Genomic DNA, 17,925 nt, shown 5'->3' with positions numbered 1-17,925 from the left:
CGGGGTTTCCCGGAGCGTGCCGGGTGCCCCGTCGGAACGGCGGAGCGGTACATTGCGGTGTGGTCTCACTGCAGGACGTCTACGACGACGAGGACGCCGGGCTCGACCAGGCCTCGCGTCTCCGGACCGTGCAGGCTGCGCTGCTGCCGGACGGTCGCGCGGGCACGGGGTGGTCTGCGGCACACGTCGCCCGGGCCGCTGCGGGGGTGTCCGGCGACCTCGCACAGTGTGCGACGGCCCCGGACGGCCGCAGCCTGGTGGTCACGGTCGGCGACGTGATGGGCAAGGGCGTCCCGGCGGGCTTGCTGGCCGCCCACCTGCTCGGCGCGCTCGACGCCCTGGTCCGCGAGACCCCCGGCGTCGCGGTGGAGGGGGCGGAGGGTGCCGTGCGGGGCCGGTTGGAGCGGGCCTCGGCGTTCGCCACGCTCTTCCACGCCCGACTCCGCCTGGCCGACGGCGCACTCGAGTTCGTCGACGCCGGCCACGGGTTCGCCGCGATCGCCCGCACGGACGGCTCGACCCGGCGCATCCCGTCCGCCGACCTGCCGATCGGGCTGCAGCCCCGGGGCTTCCCGCGGTTGCCGCGGCACGACGCGCTCGGGCCGGGCGACGTGCTGCTCGTCGCGTCCGACGGGATCCTCGAGCTCCCCGACGCCGACTTCGAGACCCTGACCGCGCTCGCCCGGCGGCTCGTCGACGCGCCCGCGCTCGACGACACGCTCCGGGCGTTCCTCGACGACGTGCCCGCAGTCGTGGGCGACGACCTCACGGTGCTCGCGGTCCGACGTGACGTGGACCCCGCCACCGCAGCAGCCACGACCGATCCTGACGGAGCCGACCGATGACCCTCCGCTGCCTCGTCTTCACGACCGCACGCACCGGCCGACTGAGTCACGACGACCTCGCTCACCTCGTCTCCGTCGAGCGGGCGAGGAACGCCGAGCTCGGCATCACGGGGGTGCTCGCACTGCACGACGCGAACGTGCTCGGGATCGTCGAGGGCCCCGCCGACATCGTCCGGCAGCGCGTGCACGAGGTGGCCGCCGACCCGGCGAACGTCGACGTGCAGGTCCTCCTCGACGACCCGGTCGAGGAGCGGTCGTTCGACGACTGGACGATCGCGTTCCGGACCGACGACCCCGCGGTGCACGCGACCCCGGGCTACGTGGACCTGTTCGACCCGGAACGACCGGCGGACCCCGCAGCCGAGACCTCGCGGGCACACGCCCTGCTGGAGTGGTTCCGCAGGACCCCGCCCGAGCAGCTCTCGACCCGTCGGTCGAGCGAGCCGGTCCGCACTCGCGTGCTGCAGGGGGCGATCGGCGTCCTGCGGGACGTGGGGCCGTCTCGCTGCACGTCCGGCCTCGTCGCCGAGCGGTCCGGCGTGTCCGAGGAGACGGTGACGGCGCACTTCCCGACCACGCCGCACCTGCTCGCTGCGACGCTCGCGACGTGGCTCGAGCAGGTGACGACGCCGCTCGCCCCGCTCGCCGCGACCGAGGGGACGGTGCCGTGGCTGCGTGCGCTCGTGGTGGCGTTCTCGGCTGACCCGGCACTCGACCGCCTCATCGTCTCCGCACTCGCCCCCGCTGCCGACCCGGGCGAGGCGGCCGGTGAGGCGTTCCTGGTGAGCTACCGCGCGTTCCGATCCTCGATCCAGCAGGCGTTGGCGCACGACGTCGCGACCGGACGGGAACCGTCGACCACCGACCCGGTCCGCGGGGCGCACCAGCTCCTGGCGCTCTTCGACGGGTTGCGGATCCAGAACCTGTTCGACCCCGACCCGGACATCGCCACGTCCTTCGCGACCGCTGCCGAGCAGTTGCGGACGGGATGGGCGACGGGTCAGGGGGCCGGCGAGGGCGTGCCCGTGGCGAGTTCGCCGAAGTCGCCGTCCGCGCACGGTGACCCACCGTCGATGCTGTAGCCCCCCTCGGCCGACGAGAGGAAGTCGATGCTGGTGAGCGGACCGCCCCGTCCGGACACCCCGAGGTCCGGGTCGTCGCCACCGCTGCGGTACCGCTTCGTCGTGATACCGAGGCGCTGCCAGAACGCCTCGACCCTGCGGAGATCGTCCTCCGGGTCGTCCGAGCCGGGCCGCTGCGCGATGTACACCCACGTGACACCGCCCGGGTCCTCGGCATCGCCGGACCCGTCGGAGCCCGGGCACAGACCGAGTCGCGGCCCGCTGAGGACCTTCCAGTCCCCGTCGACGATCGCCGCGGTGCGGTCCACCACGTCGGTGACCGACCGTCTCGCGGCGTCCGACGAGACGCCGCGGTGCAGGGATGCGCCGGACTCCACGGGTTCTCCTCCTGCACAAGCAGTCGACAGCGACATCGTCAGGGCCACGACCACCGCCGCGCCGATGCGCTTCGAGAGGATGCCGAGCATCGACCGCGCCACGACACCGTCCGACCCGAGACCACCCACGTCGTCCACCCCCATCCGACCTGGTGCGAGCGTACACAGGCACCCCCGAGGCATCCGCCGTCACGCCCCGGAAACAGGCGGCTGCTAGAACCGTCGCATGCTGACCGTCACCGGTGCCCGCCGTGTCCTCGTCGACCCCCGCACCGAACGGGACGGTGACGTCGTCGTCGACGACGGCAGCGACCTCGAGACCACGCTCGACGCGTCCGGATGCGTCGTGACGTCCGGCCTCGTCAACGCCCACCACCACCTGCTGCAGACCGCGTTCCGGACGCTGCCGGGCACGCGCGGTGTCCCGATGGCGGACTGGCTCCCGACGATGGCCGCGGCGTACGCCCGGGCGGGGCACGATCCCGAGCTGTACGGACTGGCCGCGTCCGCCGGAGCCGCGGAGGGCCTCCTGTCCGGCGTCACGACGATCGCCGACCACCACCTGAACTGGCCCGCGGACGCGACCACCGACGACACCGTGGTGCTTGCGGGCGCGACGGTCGACGCCGTCCGCGGGCTCGGCGGACGGCTCGTGTTCGTCCGGGGGTCGGCACGCGACGACCCGGAGCATGCCGCCGCGTCGGCGGACGCGATCGCCGGGCGGCTGCTGCACGAGCGCGCCGTCGGCGGGGTGGATCCGGACGGACGGCTCCAGGTCGCGGTGGGGCCGGCCGGGGTGCACTCGGACGGTGAGGCGACCTTCCGGGCGCTCGGCGAGGTCGCGGCGCAGCACGGGTTGCGCCGGCGGACCCAGGCGAACGAGCAGGTTGACACCGCCATCGCCCTCGAGCGGTACGGGCGGCGGCCGCTCGACCTGCTCGAGGAGTGGGGGTGGCTCGCACCGGACGTGACGATCGCGCACCTGTGCGACGTCACCGCCGACGAGGTCGCCCGGCTCGCGGACGCCGGGGTGAGCGCGACGCACGCGCCGGGGTGCGACGTGCCGATGGGGTGGGGGATCGCCCCGGTCGCGGCGCTCGCCGACGCGGGGATCCCGGTGGGCCTCGGGACGAGCGGAGGCGGGAGCAACGACGCGGGGCACCTGCTCGCCGACGGCCGGCTGGCAATGCAGGTGTCGGCGCTCGTCGGGCAGCAGCTCCCGGCACGGCAGGTGCTCGGGATGATGACCGAGGGGTCGGCGGCGGGACTCGGACGCCCGGAGCTCGGGCACCTCGGTGCGGGCTCCGCGGGCGACCTGTGCGTGTGGGACGTCTCGGGCGTCGCGGACGCAGGCGTTGCCGACCCGGTCGGCGGGCTGCTCTGGGCGTCCCCGGGGCGGCGGCCGAAGCACGTGGTCGTCGGCGGGCGCGTGGTCGTCCGGGACCACCGGCTCGTGACGGGGGACGAGCGCGAGATCGCGGCGCGGCTCGCGGAGCGCCTGGCGCGCACGCCGGTGTGACGGCGGCGGGCCGTCACGCGCCCGGATGCGGGACACCCGGGATGCACGAGACGCCTCCAGGTGTGCGAGACGCCCCCGGATTCGGCGGCGCCTCGCGCGCTCGGAGGCGTCTCGGCGGGACGGCGACGCCCCGCGCCCCCGCAGCCCGCCGCCGCCGCGACCGCCCTGGCAGGATCGGAGCGTGCTGACCGACCAGGCGATCGTCGCCGCGCTCCGGGCCGCTCCGCCACGGGACGGCTACCGGTGCTCCGACGTCCGGGCCGAGGGCGGTGTCCTCGGCGTGACCTTCTCGCACTCGGGAGCTCCCTCGGCTCGGCTCGAGGTCCGCCTGCCCTCGACCGGTGCGCCCCAGTGGTGGCTGTTCGCACCACCGGAGGACGCCGACGACTGGGTGAGCCAGTTCCTGGTCTGGACGGACGAGGAGGTCCACACGGACGGCCTCGGCGACAGCCGGGAGCGTCTCGACGTCGACGGTGTGAGCCACGTCGTCCCCACGAACTACGGATGGCAGCTGTCCGACCCGCGGGAGCACGCCCGGCTCACCGTGCTCGCCGGACCCTTCGGCTGGCACGACGGTGGGCGGACGACCTGGCCCGACGGCTCGCGCTCGGTGCCGGCGGAGTGGGAGCTCGAGGTCGACGGCGAGCGCTTCCTCGTCAGCGTGCGGGGCAGCAGCACGCAGGTCACGTGGCTGACCGGGCCGAACCCCGGCTACGGCTTCGGCGGGACGCTCTCGTCCTCCGCCCCGGGACCAGCGCCCGACGAGCTCGCTGCCACGAACCTCCGGCTGTGCGCGGACGACGAGCGGATGCGCAGCGACCTCCGTTCCTTCCTCGCGGAGATCGACCCCGACACCGGGTACGTGCGCGACGACTGACGCCCGCGGGCGCTCGCCAGAGCGGGCGGGACGGAGAGCGGGACCGGGCGTACCTGGGCGGGACGTCCGACCAGGTACGCCCGGAACGACCAGGCACGCCCGAGACCGGCCCCGTCCCACCGCTCAGCCCGCCGCCACCGCCCGCCGGTGGATCGGCCCCGCCCCGCCGGCGAGCGCCCCACCCGGAGCACCCCGACGCACGGCGATCACCTCGGCCATGATCGCGACCGCCATCTCGGCCGGGGTCTCCGCGCCGATGTCGAGCCCGATCGGGGACCGCAGCCGCCCGAGGTCCGGCGTCCCGAGCGCGCGCAGCTCCGCCGTCCGCCGTTCGTGCGTCGCACGGGAGCCCATCGCCCCCACGTACCCGGCACCGCGGCGGAGCGCGAGGTCGATCACCGCGGCGTCGAACCGCTCGTCGTGCGAGAGGACCACGACCACCGTCGACGCGTCGATCGGCAGCCCCTCGAGCACTCGCGTCGGCCACCCCACGATGCGCTCGTCCGCGGCGGGGAAGCGCTCGTCGGTCAGGAACACCGGCCGCGGGTCGACCACGGTCACGGCGTGCCCGAGCACCGCCGCCGCGTTCGTCACGGCGACGGCGAACTCCACGGCCCCGACGACGATGCACCGCGGCCGGGCGTCGGCGCGCTCGACGAACACCCGGCCGCGGCACCCGTCCGGCGCGGTGACGACCGCACCGAGCGTGTCGGGCTCGAGCGAGACCGTGAGCGACGTCGGCACGCCCGACGCCGCCCGTCGCAGGACGTCCACGACGGGGTCGCCGGGGACGATCCGGCGCACCAGGACCTCGACCCGGCCCCCGCAGCGGAGCGCCGGCGCCCACACCGCGTCGGGGTCGTCCGTGTCGTCGTCGAAGCCGAAGCGCTCCAGCACGGGCACGCCGTCCGCGAGCACCTGCTCGGCGGTCACGAACAGCGACCCCTCGACGCAGCCCCCGGAGATCGTCCCGACGACCTGGCCGCCCGGCAGGACGGCCATCGACGTCCCCACCCCGCTGGGCGCGCTGCCGGACATCGCGACGGCCGTCGCGACGACGACGGGGTCGCCGCCGTCGAGCACGGCCAGGAGGCGCGGTGCCAGTTCGAACATCACGCACCCCCGGCGTCGGTCCGGTCCACGGCCGCGTCCTGGAGGAGCGCCCAGACCCGGTCACGCGTCATCGGCAGGCGGTACGGCCGGACGCCGAGGGCGTCCCGCACGGCGTTCGCGACCGCCGGCGCGACGGGGTTGTACGGCGCCTCGCTCATGGACTTCGCGCCGAGCGGTCCGAGCGGGTCCGAGGTGACGGCGAACCGGACATCGGTGCGCGGCACGTCGGAGATCTTCGGCACCCGGTAGGAGCGGAACGCGTCGGTCGTCACCCGACCGTCGTCGTCGAGCACGACCTCCTCGTACAGCGTCGAGCCGATGGCCTGCGCGGCACCACCCTCGACCTGTCCGCGCAGCTGCTCGGGGTTCAGGACCGTGCCGGCGTCGACGGCCTGCACGCTGTGGAGCACGCGGACCTCACCGGTCGGCCGGTGCACCGCCACCCGGGCGCCGTGCACCGTGAAGGCCAGCGAGCGCGGGGTGCCGTCGTGGCTGCCGTGGGCGACGAGCGGTCCCTCGGCGAGCAGTTCGGCGTGCCCGACGAACTCGTCGCCGACCCGCACCCCGTCGGGCAGCACGGCGACCGCGGGGCCGAGCGGACCGACGGCGGCGCGCGGCGTCCGGGCCGCGACGAGCGTGAGCGCCCTGCCGGTCATCTGCTCGCGCAGGTCGAGCGCGGCGGCGTACAGCGCCTTGCCCGCGACGACCACCCCCGCCGACCCGAACGCTCCGGTGTCGTACCGTGCGGCGTCGGTGTCGGACTGGTGCACGTCGACCCGGTCGGGCGTGGTGCCGAGCGCCGTGGCGACGAGCTGGGTGTGCACGGTCGTGGTCCCGTTGCCGAACTCCGCCGTGCCGACCCCGATCCGGTAGCGGCCGTCGGCGTTGGCCTCGACGGACGCGTGCGCGTGGTGTCCGCGGGGCGGCATCGTGGCGATCGCGGCGAGGGCGATCCCGGTCCCGTGGGCCCAGTCGCCGGAGTCGTCGAGCACGGGCCCGTCCATCGCGGGGACCTCGGACAGGGGTGCGCGGAGGGCGTCCTCGACCAGGTCCAGGCACTGGTCGAGGCCGTAGCTGCCCTCCCAGCGCAGGTCGTCCTGTTCGTCGGGGTCGGTGACGACGAGAGGGTCCCCCGGCACCACGACGTTCCGGCGGCGCAGCTCGAAGGGGTCCAGGTCGAGGCGGCGCGCGAGCTCGTCCATCGCCGACTCGATCGCGAAGACGACCTGCCCGAGGCCGTACCCGCGGAACGCCCCGGACGGCAGGTTGTTCGTGTAGACGGACTCGGCGTCGACCCGCTTGACCGGGCAGCGGTACACGGCGACCGACTCGCTGACCGAGTGGAACATCACGCCGACGCCGTGGTTGCCGTACGCCCCCGTGTCCATCGTCTGGTCGACGTGCATCGCGGTGAGCCGGCCGTCCGCGTCGGCGCCCAGCCGCACCCGCACGCGCATCGGGTGCCGCGTCGGCGCGATCGTGAACTCGTCGCGTCGGCTGAACTCGTACTGCACGGTCCGTCCGGTGCGGAGCACCGCGAGCGTCACGAGGTCCTCGGTGAGCATCTCCTGCTTGCCGCCGAACCCGCCGCCCACGCGCCCCGCGACCACGCGCACCCGGGCCGGGTCGAGACCGAAGACGTGCGCGATCTCGTCCCGCACCAGGAACGGGACCTGCGTGGCGGTCCGCAGCACGAGCCTCCCGTCCCGGTCCAGCGACCCGCGGGTCGCGTGCGTCTCGAGCGCGGCGTGCGAGACGCGACCCGTCGACCACGTGCCCTCGACCGTCGCCGCGGACGCGGCGAGCGCGCCATCCAGATCTCCGGTCCCGCCGTGCAGGGCGGCGACGACGTTCCGGTCGGGCTCGGCGATGCGGTGCTCGGCGGTGGTCTTGTCGCCGTGCAGCAGCGGCGCGCCAGGACGCCGAGCGGCGTCGACGTCGTGCACGCTCGGCAGCACCTCGTACGAGACCCGGAGCAGGGCGCAGGCCTGCTCGGCGACCCGGATGCTCTCCGCGACGACGGCCGCGACGCGCTGTCCGCGGAACCGCAGGACGGTGTCGAACACGCGGGTGTCGTCGGGGTCGTCGAGCCGGGAGTCGTGCCGCCCGGTGGAGAACAGCACACCGGGGTCGTCCCGGTGGGTGAGCACGGCGTGCACGCCCGGGAGCGCCTCGGCGGCGCTCGTGTCGATCGCGGTGACGCGGGCGTGCGGGTGCGGGCTGCCGAGGACCGCGAGGTGCAGGAGCGCCTCGGTCCGGCGGACGTCGAGCGTGTACTCCTCGTCGCCGGTGACGATGCGCATCGCCGCGGGTGCCGCGACCGAGGTCCCCACGGCGTCCCCGGCCGTGGCGCAGGCGGTGTTGCGGACCCCGTCGAGGGCGTCCTCGATCGCGCGGTACCCCGTGCACCGGCACAGGTTCCCCTTGAGCGCCCGGTGCCGGTCGGTCAGCTGGTCGTCGTCGAGCGTCGACGCCGTGACGACGTACCCGGCGGTGCAGAACCCGCACTGGAAGCCGGGCGCCTCGGCGAACGCGCGCTGCACGGGGTGCGGGTCGGCGGCGGTGCCGAGGCCAGCGGCGGTGGTGACCGTGCGGCCCTCGAGCCGGTGGGCGGGCGTGATGCAGGAGTGCACGGGGACGCCGTCGAGCAGGACCGAGCAGGCACCGCAGTCACCGGCGTCGCAGCCCTTCTTCACCGCGGTCACGCCGTGCTCGCGGAGCAGGGTGCGGAGGACCTGGCCGGGCTGCGGGGTGGTCTCGAGGGCGGTGCCGTCGACGGTGAGCCTCATCGGGCGCCCCCGGCTCGACGGTTGCCGCTGTGCCCGGTCGCGCCGGCCTCGGCGACGAGCTCCGCGGCGAAGCGGCGCGAGACCCCGCGTCGCCAGGTGGGGGAGCCGTGCGGGTCGTCGTACCAGTCGTCGTGGCCGGCGAGGACCGCGTCCACCGCGGCCGCAGTCGGGACGGTGTCCCAGCGCAGCACGAGCGGGCGCGGGACGCCGCCGGTGACGACCAGGACGAAGCCGGCACCGGTGGCTGTGCCGGCACCGGTGCCGGTGTCGGCGTCGCGGTCGGTGCTGCTCCACCGTGCGGTGACGAGCGTCCCGGTCCGGCCGTGCGGGCTGAGCGACACCCGGCGGAACCCGGTCTCCTGGCGCAGCGCCGCGGCCGGCACGTCGAACGCACGGACGACCTCGCCCGGGGCGAGCGTGGTCGAGCGCGGTCCCGTCACGAGCTCGGCGACCGGCACCCGGCGCTCCCCGCCGTCCGTCGTCCACACCACGGCCGTCGCGTCGAGCGTGACGAGCAGCGCCGTCACCGCGCCCGCCGGCAGCGCCGTCGCGACGTTGCCGCCGACGGTCGCCGCGTTCCACACCTTGAAGGACGCGAGCAGGGCGTTCACACACCGGTCGACGAGCGGCCAGGCGCGCCAGTTGCTCCGGGGTCAGCCGCAGCAGCGCCGCGAGCGTGCACGTCGCGCCGAGCCGCAGCCCGTCCGGGGTGCGCTCGGCGTCCGGCCAGCCGAGGCCCGTCAGGTCGACGAGGCCGGTCGTGCCCGGCTGCTCCTCGGAGTACAGCCAGGTGCCGCCCGCGAGGGGCTGCTCACCGGGGGCGAGCGCGAGGTCGTCGCGGTGCGACGGTGTCCGCACGGTGCGGACGGAGACGAGGTCCATGAGGGGGTCCGATCAGGGTGACGGTCGACGGGTCGGGTGTCGTCGCCGGCCGTCGACCGTGCGCGATCATGCCGCGGTTCCACGCCCCATGGGCAGACCTGGACGCCGCTCGGGGTGCGGACGTGCGCGCCACGGGGCCTCCTCGGGTCGGATCGGTTCGTGGCGGCAACGCTAGGGAACCGGTGTTTCAGCGTCGTTACGGGCCAGCGACGCCCGGGTCACGTCCGGTGCCGGAACCCGTGACCTGATCGACGCACCCCCGAAACAACCGGGTGTCATCGTCGCCGCATGGACACCACCGCCACCGCAGCCCCCGTCACGACCTCCGTCCGCCTCGGCGCGAACCAGTACGGCAAGGCCGAGGTCCGACTCGTCCGGGTGACCCGCGACACCGACCGGCACGAGATCGAGGACCTCACCGTCACGACGCAGCTGCGGGGCGCGGCGCTCGCCGAGTCCTACACCGAGGGCGACAACGCGAAGGTCGTCGCCACGGACACGCAGAAGAACACCGTCTACGCCTTCGCGAAGGAGCACGGCGTCGGCACCCCCGAGGACTTCCTGCTCCGCCTCGGTCGGCACTTCGCGACGGCGTTCGACTGGTACGACGGCTCGACGCTGTCCGCCGAGCAGCACGCCTGGGAGCGCATCGCGGTCGACGGCCGGGAGCACGACCACTCGTTCGTCCGCTCGGGTCGGGGCACCCGCACCGCCGTGGTGCAGGTCGACGGCGACGACGTGCACGTGCTCGCCGGTGTCACCGACCTCACCGTCCTGAAGTCGACCGGCAGCGAGTTCCACGGCTTCCCCCGCGACGGCTACACGACCCTGGCCGAGACCGACGACCGGATCCTCGCGACCTCGGTCACCGCCCGCTGGCGGTACACGCCCGAGGCGGTCGCCGCCGGCATCGACTACGACGCCCTGTACGCCGGGGTCCTCGACCGGATGCTCGCGACCTTCGCGGACCTGCACTCGCTCGCGCTCCAGCAGACCCTGTTCGCGATGGGCCGCACCGCGATCGAGGCGTTCCCGGAGATCGCCGAGGTGCGCTTCTCGATGCCGAACAAGCATCACTTCCTCGTCGACCTCGCGCCGTTCGGCCTCGAGAACCCGGGCGAGGTGTTCTTCGCCGCGGACCGCCCCTACGGCCTGATCTCCGGCACGGTCGTGCGGGACGGGGTCGCCGAGGCCCCGGCCGCGTGGGCGTCGGTGCCCGCCTTCGTGTGACCGGCGACCCCGTGCCGGAACGGCGCCGCGTGGTCGGGGTCGTCCTCGCCGCGGGTGCCGGCACCCGGATGGGCACGCCGAAGGCGCTCGTGCGGAGCCCGGACGGCGTGCCGTGGCCGACGCTCGCAGTGGACGCCCTGCGCGCGGGCGGCTGCGCCGAGGTCGTCGTGGTGCTCGGTGCCGCCGCCGACCGTGCACGGCCGCACGTCCCGACCGCTCCCGACGTGCGGGTCGTCGTCGCCGAGGACTGGGCGGCCGGGCCGGGGGCGTCGCTCGCCGCGGGGCTGCGTGCCCTCGGCGACGAGGACACCTCCTGCGTCACCCTCGTCGACCTGCCGACGCTGCCCGCCGCGGTCGTCCGGCGCGTGCTCGGCCCCGGGTCGGACCGGGACGTCCTGCGGCGGGCGGTGTTCGGGGAGCGGCCGGGTCACCCGGTGCTCGTCGGTCCGGACCACCGCGCAGCGCTGCTCGCCGCGGTCACGGCGGACCCGGGGGACCGGAGCGCGGGCGTCTGGCTGCGGCGGGCCGGCGTGACGGGCGTCGACTGCGCCGACCTGTGGGACGGCGAGGACCGGGACCGGGACCGTGATGGTTCCGAGTGTCCCGTCCCATCGCAGCTGCCGTAGGAAGCCGAACCGCGCATGGTCGGTCGTTCCTCCCGGCCTGCAACGCGCGGATCAGCATCCGATGCGCGGATCGTCCTCCTCCGCGCGGTTCGGCAGGGCGGGTGGCGGAAGCGACCGGGAGACGGACGGGAGGCGCGGTGCCGGCTGGCACCGTCCTCCCTCGCAGGCTCGGTCGGCGCGCCCCGCGCAACGCTTCGCGTTGCCGCTGAGCGGGGCGCGCCCGTCCTGTGCTGTGGTCGCGTCGACTACGCGGCCTGCTCCTGGGACTCGGCCAGCGTCGGGTAGTCCGTGTACCCCTCGGCGGTCGCGCCGTAGAAGAGCTCCGGGCGTGGCTCGTTGAGCGCCGCGTCCTGCTCCCAGCGCTCGGCGAGGTCCGGGTTCGCGATCGCGGCACGGCCCACGGCGACGGCGTCCGCGAGGCCACCGTCGAGCAGGGTGATCGCCTCGTCGCGGGTGGTCATGGAGGAGAAGCCCGAGTTGGCGATGAACGGCGCGCCCGCGGTGCGGCGGACGTGCTGCACGAGCTCGCTGCCCGGCTCCGCGTTCAGGACGTCCACGAAGGCGAGCCCGAGGGGCGCCAGGCCCTCGGCGACCGCCGTGTAGGTGGCCAGCGCGTCGGCGTCGTCCTCCTCGAGCACGCCCTGGATGTTGTGCTGCGGCGACAGGCGGATGCCGACGCGGTCCGCGCCGATCGCCTCGGCGACCGCCGCGGTGACCTCGACGGCGAAGCGCGCGCGGTTCTCCGGGGAGCCGCCGTACTCGTCGGTGCGGGTGTTGGACACGGGGGAGAGGAACTCGTGGACCAGGTACCCGTTCGCGCCGTGCACCTCGACCCCGTCGAGCCCCGCCGCGATCGCGTTGCGGGCGGCGCGGACGAAGCCCTGCACAGCCTCGCGGACCTCGTCGGTGGTGAGCTCGTGCGGGACCGGCATGTCGGCCTTCGAGCCGTCGGCCAGGTGCGTCTGGCCCGGGGCAGCGATCGCGGACGGGCCGACGATGCGCGGGGTGCCGGAGATGTCGGTGTGCGACACACGGCCACCGTGCATGAGCTGCATGACGATGGTGCCGCCGCGCTCGTGGACGGCGTCGGCGACGCGACGCCAGCCGGCGACCTGCTCGTCGGTCTCGATGCCGGGCTGGCCGGGGTAGGAGCGGCCCTCCTGCACGGGCCAGGTGCCCTCGGTGATGATCATGCCGAGCGAGGCGCGCTGGGCGTAGTGCTCGACGAGGAGGTCGTTCGGGACACCATGGGCCCCGGCGCGCGTCCGGGTCAGGGGTGCCATGACGATGCGGTTGCGGAGGTGGAGTGCGCCGAGATCGGCGGGTTCGAAGAGCTTCACGGCTCCGTTGAACCACGTGTTGCCGGGTGCAATTCCCCGGGCACGGCAGATGCTCAGCGACCGGGGCACACGAGCGTGCTCGAGCGGACCTGTCCCTCGGGGCGGATCACCGTGTGCTGCGACAGCGGCTGGTGGCAGATCGGGCACGGACGGTCCACCGAGCGGTCGTCGACGCCTTCGGCGTGCCCGGCGCCGATCTGCGACGGACCCATCTTCTCGATGAGCGTACGGTTCCAGCGGTCGTACCAGCTGCCGAAGCGACCCATGGTCCGTCCTTTCATTCGTGCACCAACCATTGTGGCACGAAGGAGTTCGTCAGTCGAGGGCGTCGATCCGACCGAGCAGCTCGGTCAGGTCGTCCTTCAGGCGCTCGAGCCGTTCGAGTGGCCAGCCCAGCCGGTCCGCCACGGCGAGGGGGACCGCGCGCGCCTGTTCCCGGAGGGCACGGCCGGCGGTGGTGAGCGACACCTCGAGCTGTCGTTCGTCGGCGGTGCTCCGGGCCCGGCGGACGTACCCGGAGGCCTCGAGCCGCTTGAGCAGCGGGCTGAGGGTGGCCGAGTCGAGGCGGAGCTCCCCGGCGATCTCGCGCACCGAGCGGGGGTCGTGCTCCCACAGGGCGAGCATCACGAGGTACTGCGGGTGCGTCAGGCCCATCGGGTCGAGCAGGTCGCGGTAGAGCCCGATCACGCTCCGGCTCGTCGCGGTGAGGGCGAAGCAGAGTTGGCGGTCGAGCGCGAGCGGGTCGACGTCGGTCGAGGTCATGCGTCCACGGTACTTCGTGCGCGAACGGTCGGCGAGGTTCGAGCCCATCGCAGCCGACGTGGGATGACGAACCGCGCGAGGGAGGCCGGAACTTCCTGCCTCCCTCGCGCGGATCGGTCACCCACGCGCGGAACGGTCACCCACGCGCGGAACGGTCACCCACGCGCAGCGCGGCCCCCTACGCGCGGTGCGTCGGCGTGTGTCCCTCGTGCGGGTTCGCGTCCGGGGCGACGTCCGCCGCGTGCGACCCGCGGTGCTCGGCGTCGCCGTGTCCGCGGCCGTCCGTCGGGTGCGAGCGCTCCAGGCTCGCGCCCTCGACGTCGACGTCCGGCAGGATCCGGTCGAGCCACTTCGGGATCCACCAGGCGCTCTTCCCGAGCAGGTGCATCACCGCCGGGATGAGGAGCATCCGGACCACGAAGGCATCGATCAGCACGCCGAACGCGAGCCCGAAGCCGATCGGCTTGATGGTGGAGGAGTCCGAGAAGATGAAGCCCGCGAACACCGAGATCATGATGATCGCGGCGGCCGTGACCACCGCGCGGCCGGCGTGCAGCCCGCGCTGGACCGCGACCTTCGCCGAGGCTCCGTGGGCGTAGGCCTCCCGCATGCCGGACACCAGGAAGAGCTGGTAGTCCATCGCCAGGCCGAACAGGATGCCGATCTCGATGATGGGCAGGAAGCTCAGGATCGGCGCCGGGTCGTGCACGCCGAACACGGAGCCGAGCCAGCCGAACTGGTAGATCGCGGTCAGGCCGCCGAACGAGGCGAGCACGGACAGGATGAACCCGGCGGTCGCGGTGATCGGCACGAGGAACGACCGGAACACCACGATCAGGATGATCAGCGACAGGCCGACGACGACCGCCAGGTACAGCGGCAGCACGTTCGAGAGCTTCTCGGACACGTCGATGTTCGCGCTCGCGTTGCCCGCGACGCCGAGGGTGACCGTGCCGTCGTCGGTCGACACCGTCTGCTCGCGCAGGTCGGTGACGAGCCGTTCGGTCGAGATGCTGTCCGGGCCGCCGGCGGGCTTCACCTGGAACGCGATGATGTCGCGGTCCTTCGAGGCGCCGATCGGCAGCACGGCCTGCACGTCGGAGTTCTTCGCGATCGCCTGGCCGATGGTGACCTCACGTGCGGTGACGTCGTCCTCCGACACCGACTTCGGCAGGTCGGCGACGACGAGCAGCGGGCCGTTCTGTCCGGCGCCGAAGTCGCGGTCGAGCGCCTTGTACGCCTTGTACTGGCTCGAGTCGACGGACTCGGACGCACCCGAGGGCAGGCCGAGGCGCATCTGCGTCGCCGGGATCGCGACCACGCCGAGCACGAGGACGCCGGCGACGAGCGTGACGACCGCGCGCCAGGTCGACATCGGCTTGTTCGGCACCCGGATCGAGCCCGTGTTGCCGATCCGCTGCCGCTCCTTCCTCCGCAGGATCCGCATGCCGAGCAGCGAGAGCAGCGCCGGGGTGAACGAGGTCGCGATGAGGATGGCGAACAGGACCGCGACCGCGCCGACGGTGCCCATCAGGCCGAGGAACGGGATCCCGGTGATGTTCAGCGCGAGCAGGGCGACGATGACCGTCGTGCCCGCGAACACCACGGCGTTGCCGGAGGTGCCGTTCGCGAGCCCGATGGACTCGTGGACGTCCATGCCGGCCTTCAGCTGTGTCCGGTGCCGGTTCAGGATGAACAACGAGTAGTCGATGCCGACCGCCAGGCCCAGCATCACCCCCAGCACGGGCGTGACCGAGATGAACTCGACCAGGCTCGAGAACGACAGTGAGGCGAGCGACGCGATCCCGACGCCGAGCACGGCGGAGAGCAGCGGGATCGCGGCGCCGATGATCGTGCGGAGCATGAGGAACAGCACGAGCGCCGCGATGATGACGCCGACGATCTCACCCGGGCCGAGGATGGACGGCACGCCCTGCGCAATGTCGTTCGAGACGTACACGGCGACGCCGTCGATCTTCGCCGACTCGGCCTTGTCCGAGATCGCCTGCTTGGTCTCCTGCGGCACCTCGTAGGTCGACTTCGTGAACTGCACGGTGCCGATCGACGACTGGCCGTTCGACGACACGAAGCGGATGTCCTTCGACAGGTCGAGCAGGTCGGAGCCCTGCTCGAGCTCCTGCTCGCTCGTGTCGAGCTTCTTCGTGTTCTCGTCGATTTGCTGCTGGGCCTGCGTGATCTGCTGCTCGCCCGCGGTGATCTGCTGCTGCTGGGCGTCGATCTGCGCCTGCGCCTGGGCGAGCTGCGCCTGGGCCGCGGTGGCTGCGGCACCACCGGCCGCGGCGGCCTGGGCCTCCTTCGCGTCGAGCTCCTGCTGGGCGGTCGCGATCTGCTGCTTGCCGGACTCCAGCTGCGCCTTCTGCTGGTCGAGCTGCTGCTGTCCGCTCGTGATCTGCGCGCGGCCGTCCTCGATCTGCTTCCGACCGTCGGTGATCTTCTGGCGCTGCTCGTCGAGCTGGTCCTGCGTCGTGAACCCGTCGCGGACGCCCTTGACCCCGTCGAGGTCCTTCAACCCGTCCAGGAACGACTTCACGTCGGCCTTCTGGGTGTCCGTGAAGGCCTTGCCGTCGGTGGTCTGGAACACGATCGTCCCGTTGCCGCCGTTCGCCGACGGGAACTTGTCGGCGAGCTCGTCCTGCACCTGGCTCGTCTTGGTGTTCGGGATCGTGATCGACGACGAGATCGACCCCTGGAACAGGCTGAAGGTGAGCCCGGCGATGCCCATGATGACGATCCAGGCGATGATCACCAGCCAGTGCCGTCGTGCGGAGAACCGTCCGAGACGGTAGAGGAGACCGGCCATGCGGCTGCCCCGTCCTTTCGTGTCAGGTGCTGTTGCGGTTCGGGGTGCGCCGGTGGACCCCGGGGGAGGGAGGTGTCAGTGCGCCGGCATGTAGCCGGAGCGGACGCTGTGCACGAGGCGGCTCAGCAGCTCGTCCCAGGCGCGCAGGGTCGCCGGGGTGAGCTCGGGGCCGTGGTGGACGAGCCAGTGCTCGGCGATCACGACGATGCCGCTCATCAGGGAGTCGACGAGCAGGGCGGTGTCGAGGACGTCCGCGCCGGGGTGCCGCCTTGCGACCTCGTCGCGCAGGCGCTCGGTGACCCGGCCGAACGCGGTCTGCGTGAGCACCGCGGCCTTCGGGTCCTCTTTCCCGGGGTCGCCCAGGATGTTGTACATCCCGGCGATCGCGGGGGCGAGGTCGGCACCGCGCGCGGCGGACTCGAGCTCGTCGAACATCGAGGCCCGGCTGCCGTCGCCGATCGGCGTGCGCGCCATGTCCGCCAGGAACCGGTCGATGATCACCGACAGTTCCTGCTCGCACACCGCGAGCAGGACCTCGTCCAACGAGGCGAAGTGGTTGAACACGGTGCGCCGGGCGATGTCCGCCCGGGCGGCGAGGTCGTCGACGCTGAACCCGCGTCCACCCTGCTCGTCGACCAGGTCGCGTGCGGCCTGCAGGATCGCCGCACGGTGCTTCGCCTTGAGGGCGGCACGGCGGTCGGTCGAGATGGTCACGGGTTTGAACACTAGGTGCATCGATGCACTCGGTGCAACGACTCCGAGGGCTTGCCCAGTTTCGTCCCCCGACCCTGAGACGACGAGCGGGACGGCGGCGCGCGGGTCGCGCGCGGTGCACGTCGGACCGGCGGTCGGACGGGAGGCACGGGGCGGGCCCGCCACGCGCCTCCAGGCCGTACTGTGGTCGCGTCGTGAACCGCACCGATCGTCTCTACGCGCTCGTCGAGGAGCTGCGCGCGGCCGCGCCCGCGCTGCGGAGCGCGCGGACGCTCGCTGCGCGGTACGGCGTGAGCGCACGGACCGTCGAGCGCGACCTGCGCTCCCTGCAGGAGGCGGGCGTGCCGATCTGGGCGGAACCCGGCCGGACCGGCGGCTACACGCTCGACGCCCGCGCGACGCTGCCGCCGCTCGGGCTGACCGCGGAGGAGGCGCTCGCCGTCGCCGTCGGCCTCGGGGCCCTCGCGACGAGCCCGTTCCGCGACGCCGCGCGCAGTGCCGCGCAGAAGGTGCGGGCGGTCCTGGCGGAGGACGACGCACGGCGCAGCGCCTCGCTCGCCCGACGGGTGCACCTGCTCGAGACCGGTGACCGGGTGCCGGGACCGACCGCGCTCCTGCCCGCCCTGGCCGGCGGCCGGGTCGTCCGGCTGCGGTACCGGGACGCGCAGGGGAACGAGACCGACCGGGCGGTCGAGCCGCTCGGGTACGTCGGCAAGGGCGAGGACTGGTACCTCGTTGCGTGGTGCCGGCTGCGCGACGGGGTCCGCGCCTTCCGCGGCGACCGCGTGCTCGGGGTCGAGTCGACGGACGAGCGTGTGCCACGGCGGGCCGTGCGGTTCGAGGAGCTCGACATCCCGCACGGGGTGCTCCGGTCCGTGCTCGCGGACTGAGCGCATCCGGCGGAACACCGACAGGACGCTGTCGCGGGGCTGCGTGAACCTGGTGCCG

General features: G+C 73.7%; 16 protein-coding genes. 7 read left to right on the top strand and 9 right to left on the bottom strand.

Annotation, left to right across the window (positions count from 1 at the left end):
* The first annotated feature begins 59 nt into the window (after positions 1 to 59).
* Positions 60 to 845: a PP2C family protein-serine/threonine phosphatase gene (locus tag FB462_RS13985; RefSeq protein ID WP_114850459.1), complete on the top strand. Its 786-nt coding sequence runs from the start codon at positions 60 to 62 to the stop codon at positions 843 to 845.
* The gene (locus tag FB462_RS13980; RefSeq protein ID WP_114850458.1) at positions 842 to 1,927 is read left to right on the top strand and encodes a BLUF domain-containing protein; all 1,086 of its coding nucleotides are present in this window, start codon (positions 842 to 844) and stop codon (positions 1,925 to 1,927) included. The genes FB462_RS13985 and FB462_RS13980 overlap by 4 nt, the downstream gene beginning before the upstream one ends.
* On the opposite strand, the gene FB462_RS13975 is transcribed toward FB462_RS13980, so the two are convergent.
* A complete protein-coding gene (locus FB462_RS13975; protein ID WP_141862488.1) occupies positions 1,846 to 2,448 on the bottom strand; it encodes a hypothetical protein in 603 nt (200 codons plus the stop codon). The genes FB462_RS13980 and FB462_RS13975 overlap by 82 nt on opposite strands.
* An 82-nt stretch (positions 2,449 to 2,530) precedes the next feature.
* On the opposite strand from FB462_RS13975, the gene FB462_RS13970 reads away from it, so the two are divergent.
* Complete coding sequence (locus FB462_RS13970) at positions 2,531 to 3,823, top strand: amidohydrolase family protein (protein ID WP_141862486.1); 1,293 nt, start codon at positions 2,531 to 2,533, stop codon at positions 3,821 to 3,823.
* Between the two features lie 181 nt (positions 3,824 to 4,004).
* A complete protein-coding gene (locus FB462_RS17705) occupies positions 4,005 to 4,700 on the top strand; it encodes a hypothetical protein (RefSeq protein WP_229666974.1) in 696 nt (231 codons plus the stop codon).
* Between the two features lie 123 nt (positions 4,701 to 4,823).
* Here FB462_RS17705 and FB462_RS13960 read toward each other — a convergent pair whose 3' ends face one another.
* Genes FB462_RS13960 through FB462_RS13950 form a run of 3 tightly spaced genes read right to left on the bottom strand, consistent with a single transcriptional unit; the run spans position 4,824 to position 9,213 of the window.
* The gene (locus FB462_RS13960) at positions 4,824 to 5,813 is read right to left on the bottom strand and encodes an XdhC family protein (RefSeq protein ID WP_141862484.1); all 990 of its coding nucleotides are present in this window, start codon (positions 5,811 to 5,813) and stop codon (positions 4,824 to 4,826) included.
* Positions 5,813 to 8,602 (bottom strand): molybdopterin-dependent oxidoreductase, encoded by a 2,790-nt coding sequence (locus tag FB462_RS13955; RefSeq protein WP_141862482.1) that lies wholly within the window; start codon positions 8,600 to 8,602, stop codon positions 5,813 to 5,815. The genes FB462_RS13960 and FB462_RS13955 overlap by 1 nt, the downstream gene beginning before the upstream one ends.
* On the bottom strand, positions 8,599 to 9,213 hold the full coding sequence (locus tag FB462_RS13950) for an FAD binding domain-containing protein (RefSeq protein ID WP_229666975.1): 615 nt from the start codon (positions 9,211 to 9,213) through the stop codon (positions 8,599 to 8,601). Before FB462_RS13950 ends, FB462_RS13955 begins: the two co-directional genes overlap by 4 nt.
* A 559-nt stretch (positions 9,214 to 9,772) precedes the next feature.
* On the opposite strand from FB462_RS13950, the gene pucL reads away from it, so the two are divergent.
* Positions 9,773 to 10,714 carry a factor-independent urate hydroxylase gene (gene pucL / locus FB462_RS13945; protein ID WP_058740553.1) on the top strand — a complete coding sequence of 314 codons (942 nt, stop codon included), beginning with the start codon at positions 9,773 to 9,775 and terminating at the stop codon, positions 10,712 to 10,714.
* Positions 10,711 to 11,340, top strand: coding sequence for a nucleotidyltransferase family protein (locus FB462_RS13940; protein ID WP_244289137.1), 630 nt, complete (start codon positions 10,711 to 10,713; stop codon positions 11,338 to 11,340). Before pucL ends, FB462_RS13940 begins: the two co-directional genes overlap by 4 nt.
* Positions 11,341 to 11,585: 245 nt before the next feature.
* Here the strand turns inward: FB462_RS13940 and FB462_RS13935 are convergent, their stop codons facing one another.
* The 5 genes from FB462_RS13935 to FB462_RS13915 all read right to left on the bottom strand — a co-directional run bounded on the left by FB462_RS13935 (position 11,586) and on the right by FB462_RS13915 (position 16,977).
* Positions 11,586 to 12,680: an alkene reductase gene (locus FB462_RS13935; protein WP_114850450.1), complete on the bottom strand. Its 1,095-nt coding sequence runs from the start codon at positions 12,678 to 12,680 to the stop codon at positions 11,586 to 11,588.
* Positions 12,681 to 12,733: 53 nt separating this feature from the next.
* Entirely contained in the window at positions 12,734 to 12,946 is a 213-nt protein-coding gene (locus FB462_RS13930; protein WP_114850449.1) for a hypothetical protein, read from the bottom strand.
* Positions 12,947 to 12,995: 49 nt separating this feature from the next.
* A complete protein-coding gene (locus tag FB462_RS13925; protein WP_114850592.1) occupies positions 12,996 to 13,442 on the bottom strand; it encodes a MarR family winged helix-turn-helix transcriptional regulator in 447 nt (148 codons plus the stop codon).
* A 178-nt stretch (positions 13,443 to 13,620) separates the two neighbouring features.
* On the bottom strand, positions 13,621 to 16,263 hold the full coding sequence (locus FB462_RS13920; protein ID WP_141862478.1) for an MMPL family transporter: 2,643 nt from the start codon (positions 16,261 to 16,263) through the stop codon (positions 13,621 to 13,623).
* 75 nt (positions 16,264 to 16,338) lie between these two features.
* Entirely contained in the window at positions 16,339 to 16,977 is a 639-nt protein-coding gene (locus FB462_RS13915) for a TetR/AcrR family transcriptional regulator (protein WP_167510121.1), read from the bottom strand.
* Between the two features lie 194 nt (positions 16,978 to 17,171).
* Between FB462_RS13915 and FB462_RS13910 the strand changes: the two genes are divergently transcribed.
* Positions 17,172 to 17,867: a helix-turn-helix transcriptional regulator gene (locus FB462_RS13910; protein WP_141862475.1), complete on the top strand. Its 696-nt coding sequence runs from the start codon at positions 17,172 to 17,174 to the stop codon at positions 17,865 to 17,867.
* Positions 17,868 to 17,925 lie beyond the last annotated feature (58 nt).

It is taken from the genome of Curtobacterium citreum (genome assembly GCF_006715175.1).
Lineage (GTDB): Bacteria > Actinomycetota > Actinomycetes > Actinomycetales > Microbacteriaceae > Curtobacterium > Curtobacterium citreum.
The sequence above is the reverse complement of the archived record's forward strand: the minus strand, read 5'-3'. Positions and strand labels throughout refer to the sequence as shown.

Coding starts and splice junctions, on each gene's coding strand:
- FB462_RS13980 (WP_114850458.1), top strand. CDS start 842: ATGACCCTCCGCTGCCTCGTCTTCACGACCGCACGCACCGGCCGACTG.
- FB462_RS13975 (WP_141862488.1), bottom strand. CDS start 2,448: ATGGGGGTGGACGACGTGGGTGGTCTCGGGTCGGACGGTGTCGTGGCG.
- FB462_RS13970 (WP_141862486.1), top strand. CDS start 2,531: ATGCTGACCGTCACCGGTGCCCGCCGTGTCCTCGTCGACCCCCGCACC.
- FB462_RS13960 (WP_141862484.1), bottom strand. CDS start 5,813: ATGTTCGAACTGGCACCGCGCCTCCTGGCCGTGCTCGACGGCGGCGAC.
- FB462_RS13955 (WP_141862482.1), bottom strand. CDS start 8,602: ATGAGGCTCACCGTCGACGGCACCGCCCTCGAGACCACCCCGCAGCCC.
- pucL (WP_058740553.1), top strand. CDS start 9,773: ATGGACACCACCGCCACCGCAGCCCCCGTCACGACCTCCGTCCGCCTC.
- FB462_RS13930 (WP_114850449.1), bottom strand. CDS start 12,946: ATGGGTCGCTTCGGCAGCTGGTACGACCGCTGGAACCGTACGCTCATC.
- FB462_RS13925 (WP_114850592.1), bottom strand. CDS start 13,442: ATGACCTCGACCGACGTCGACCCGCTCGCGCTCGACCGCCAACTCTGC.
- FB462_RS13920 (WP_141862478.1), bottom strand. CDS start 16,263: ATGGCCGGTCTCCTCTACCGTCTCGGACGGTTCTCCGCACGACGGCAC.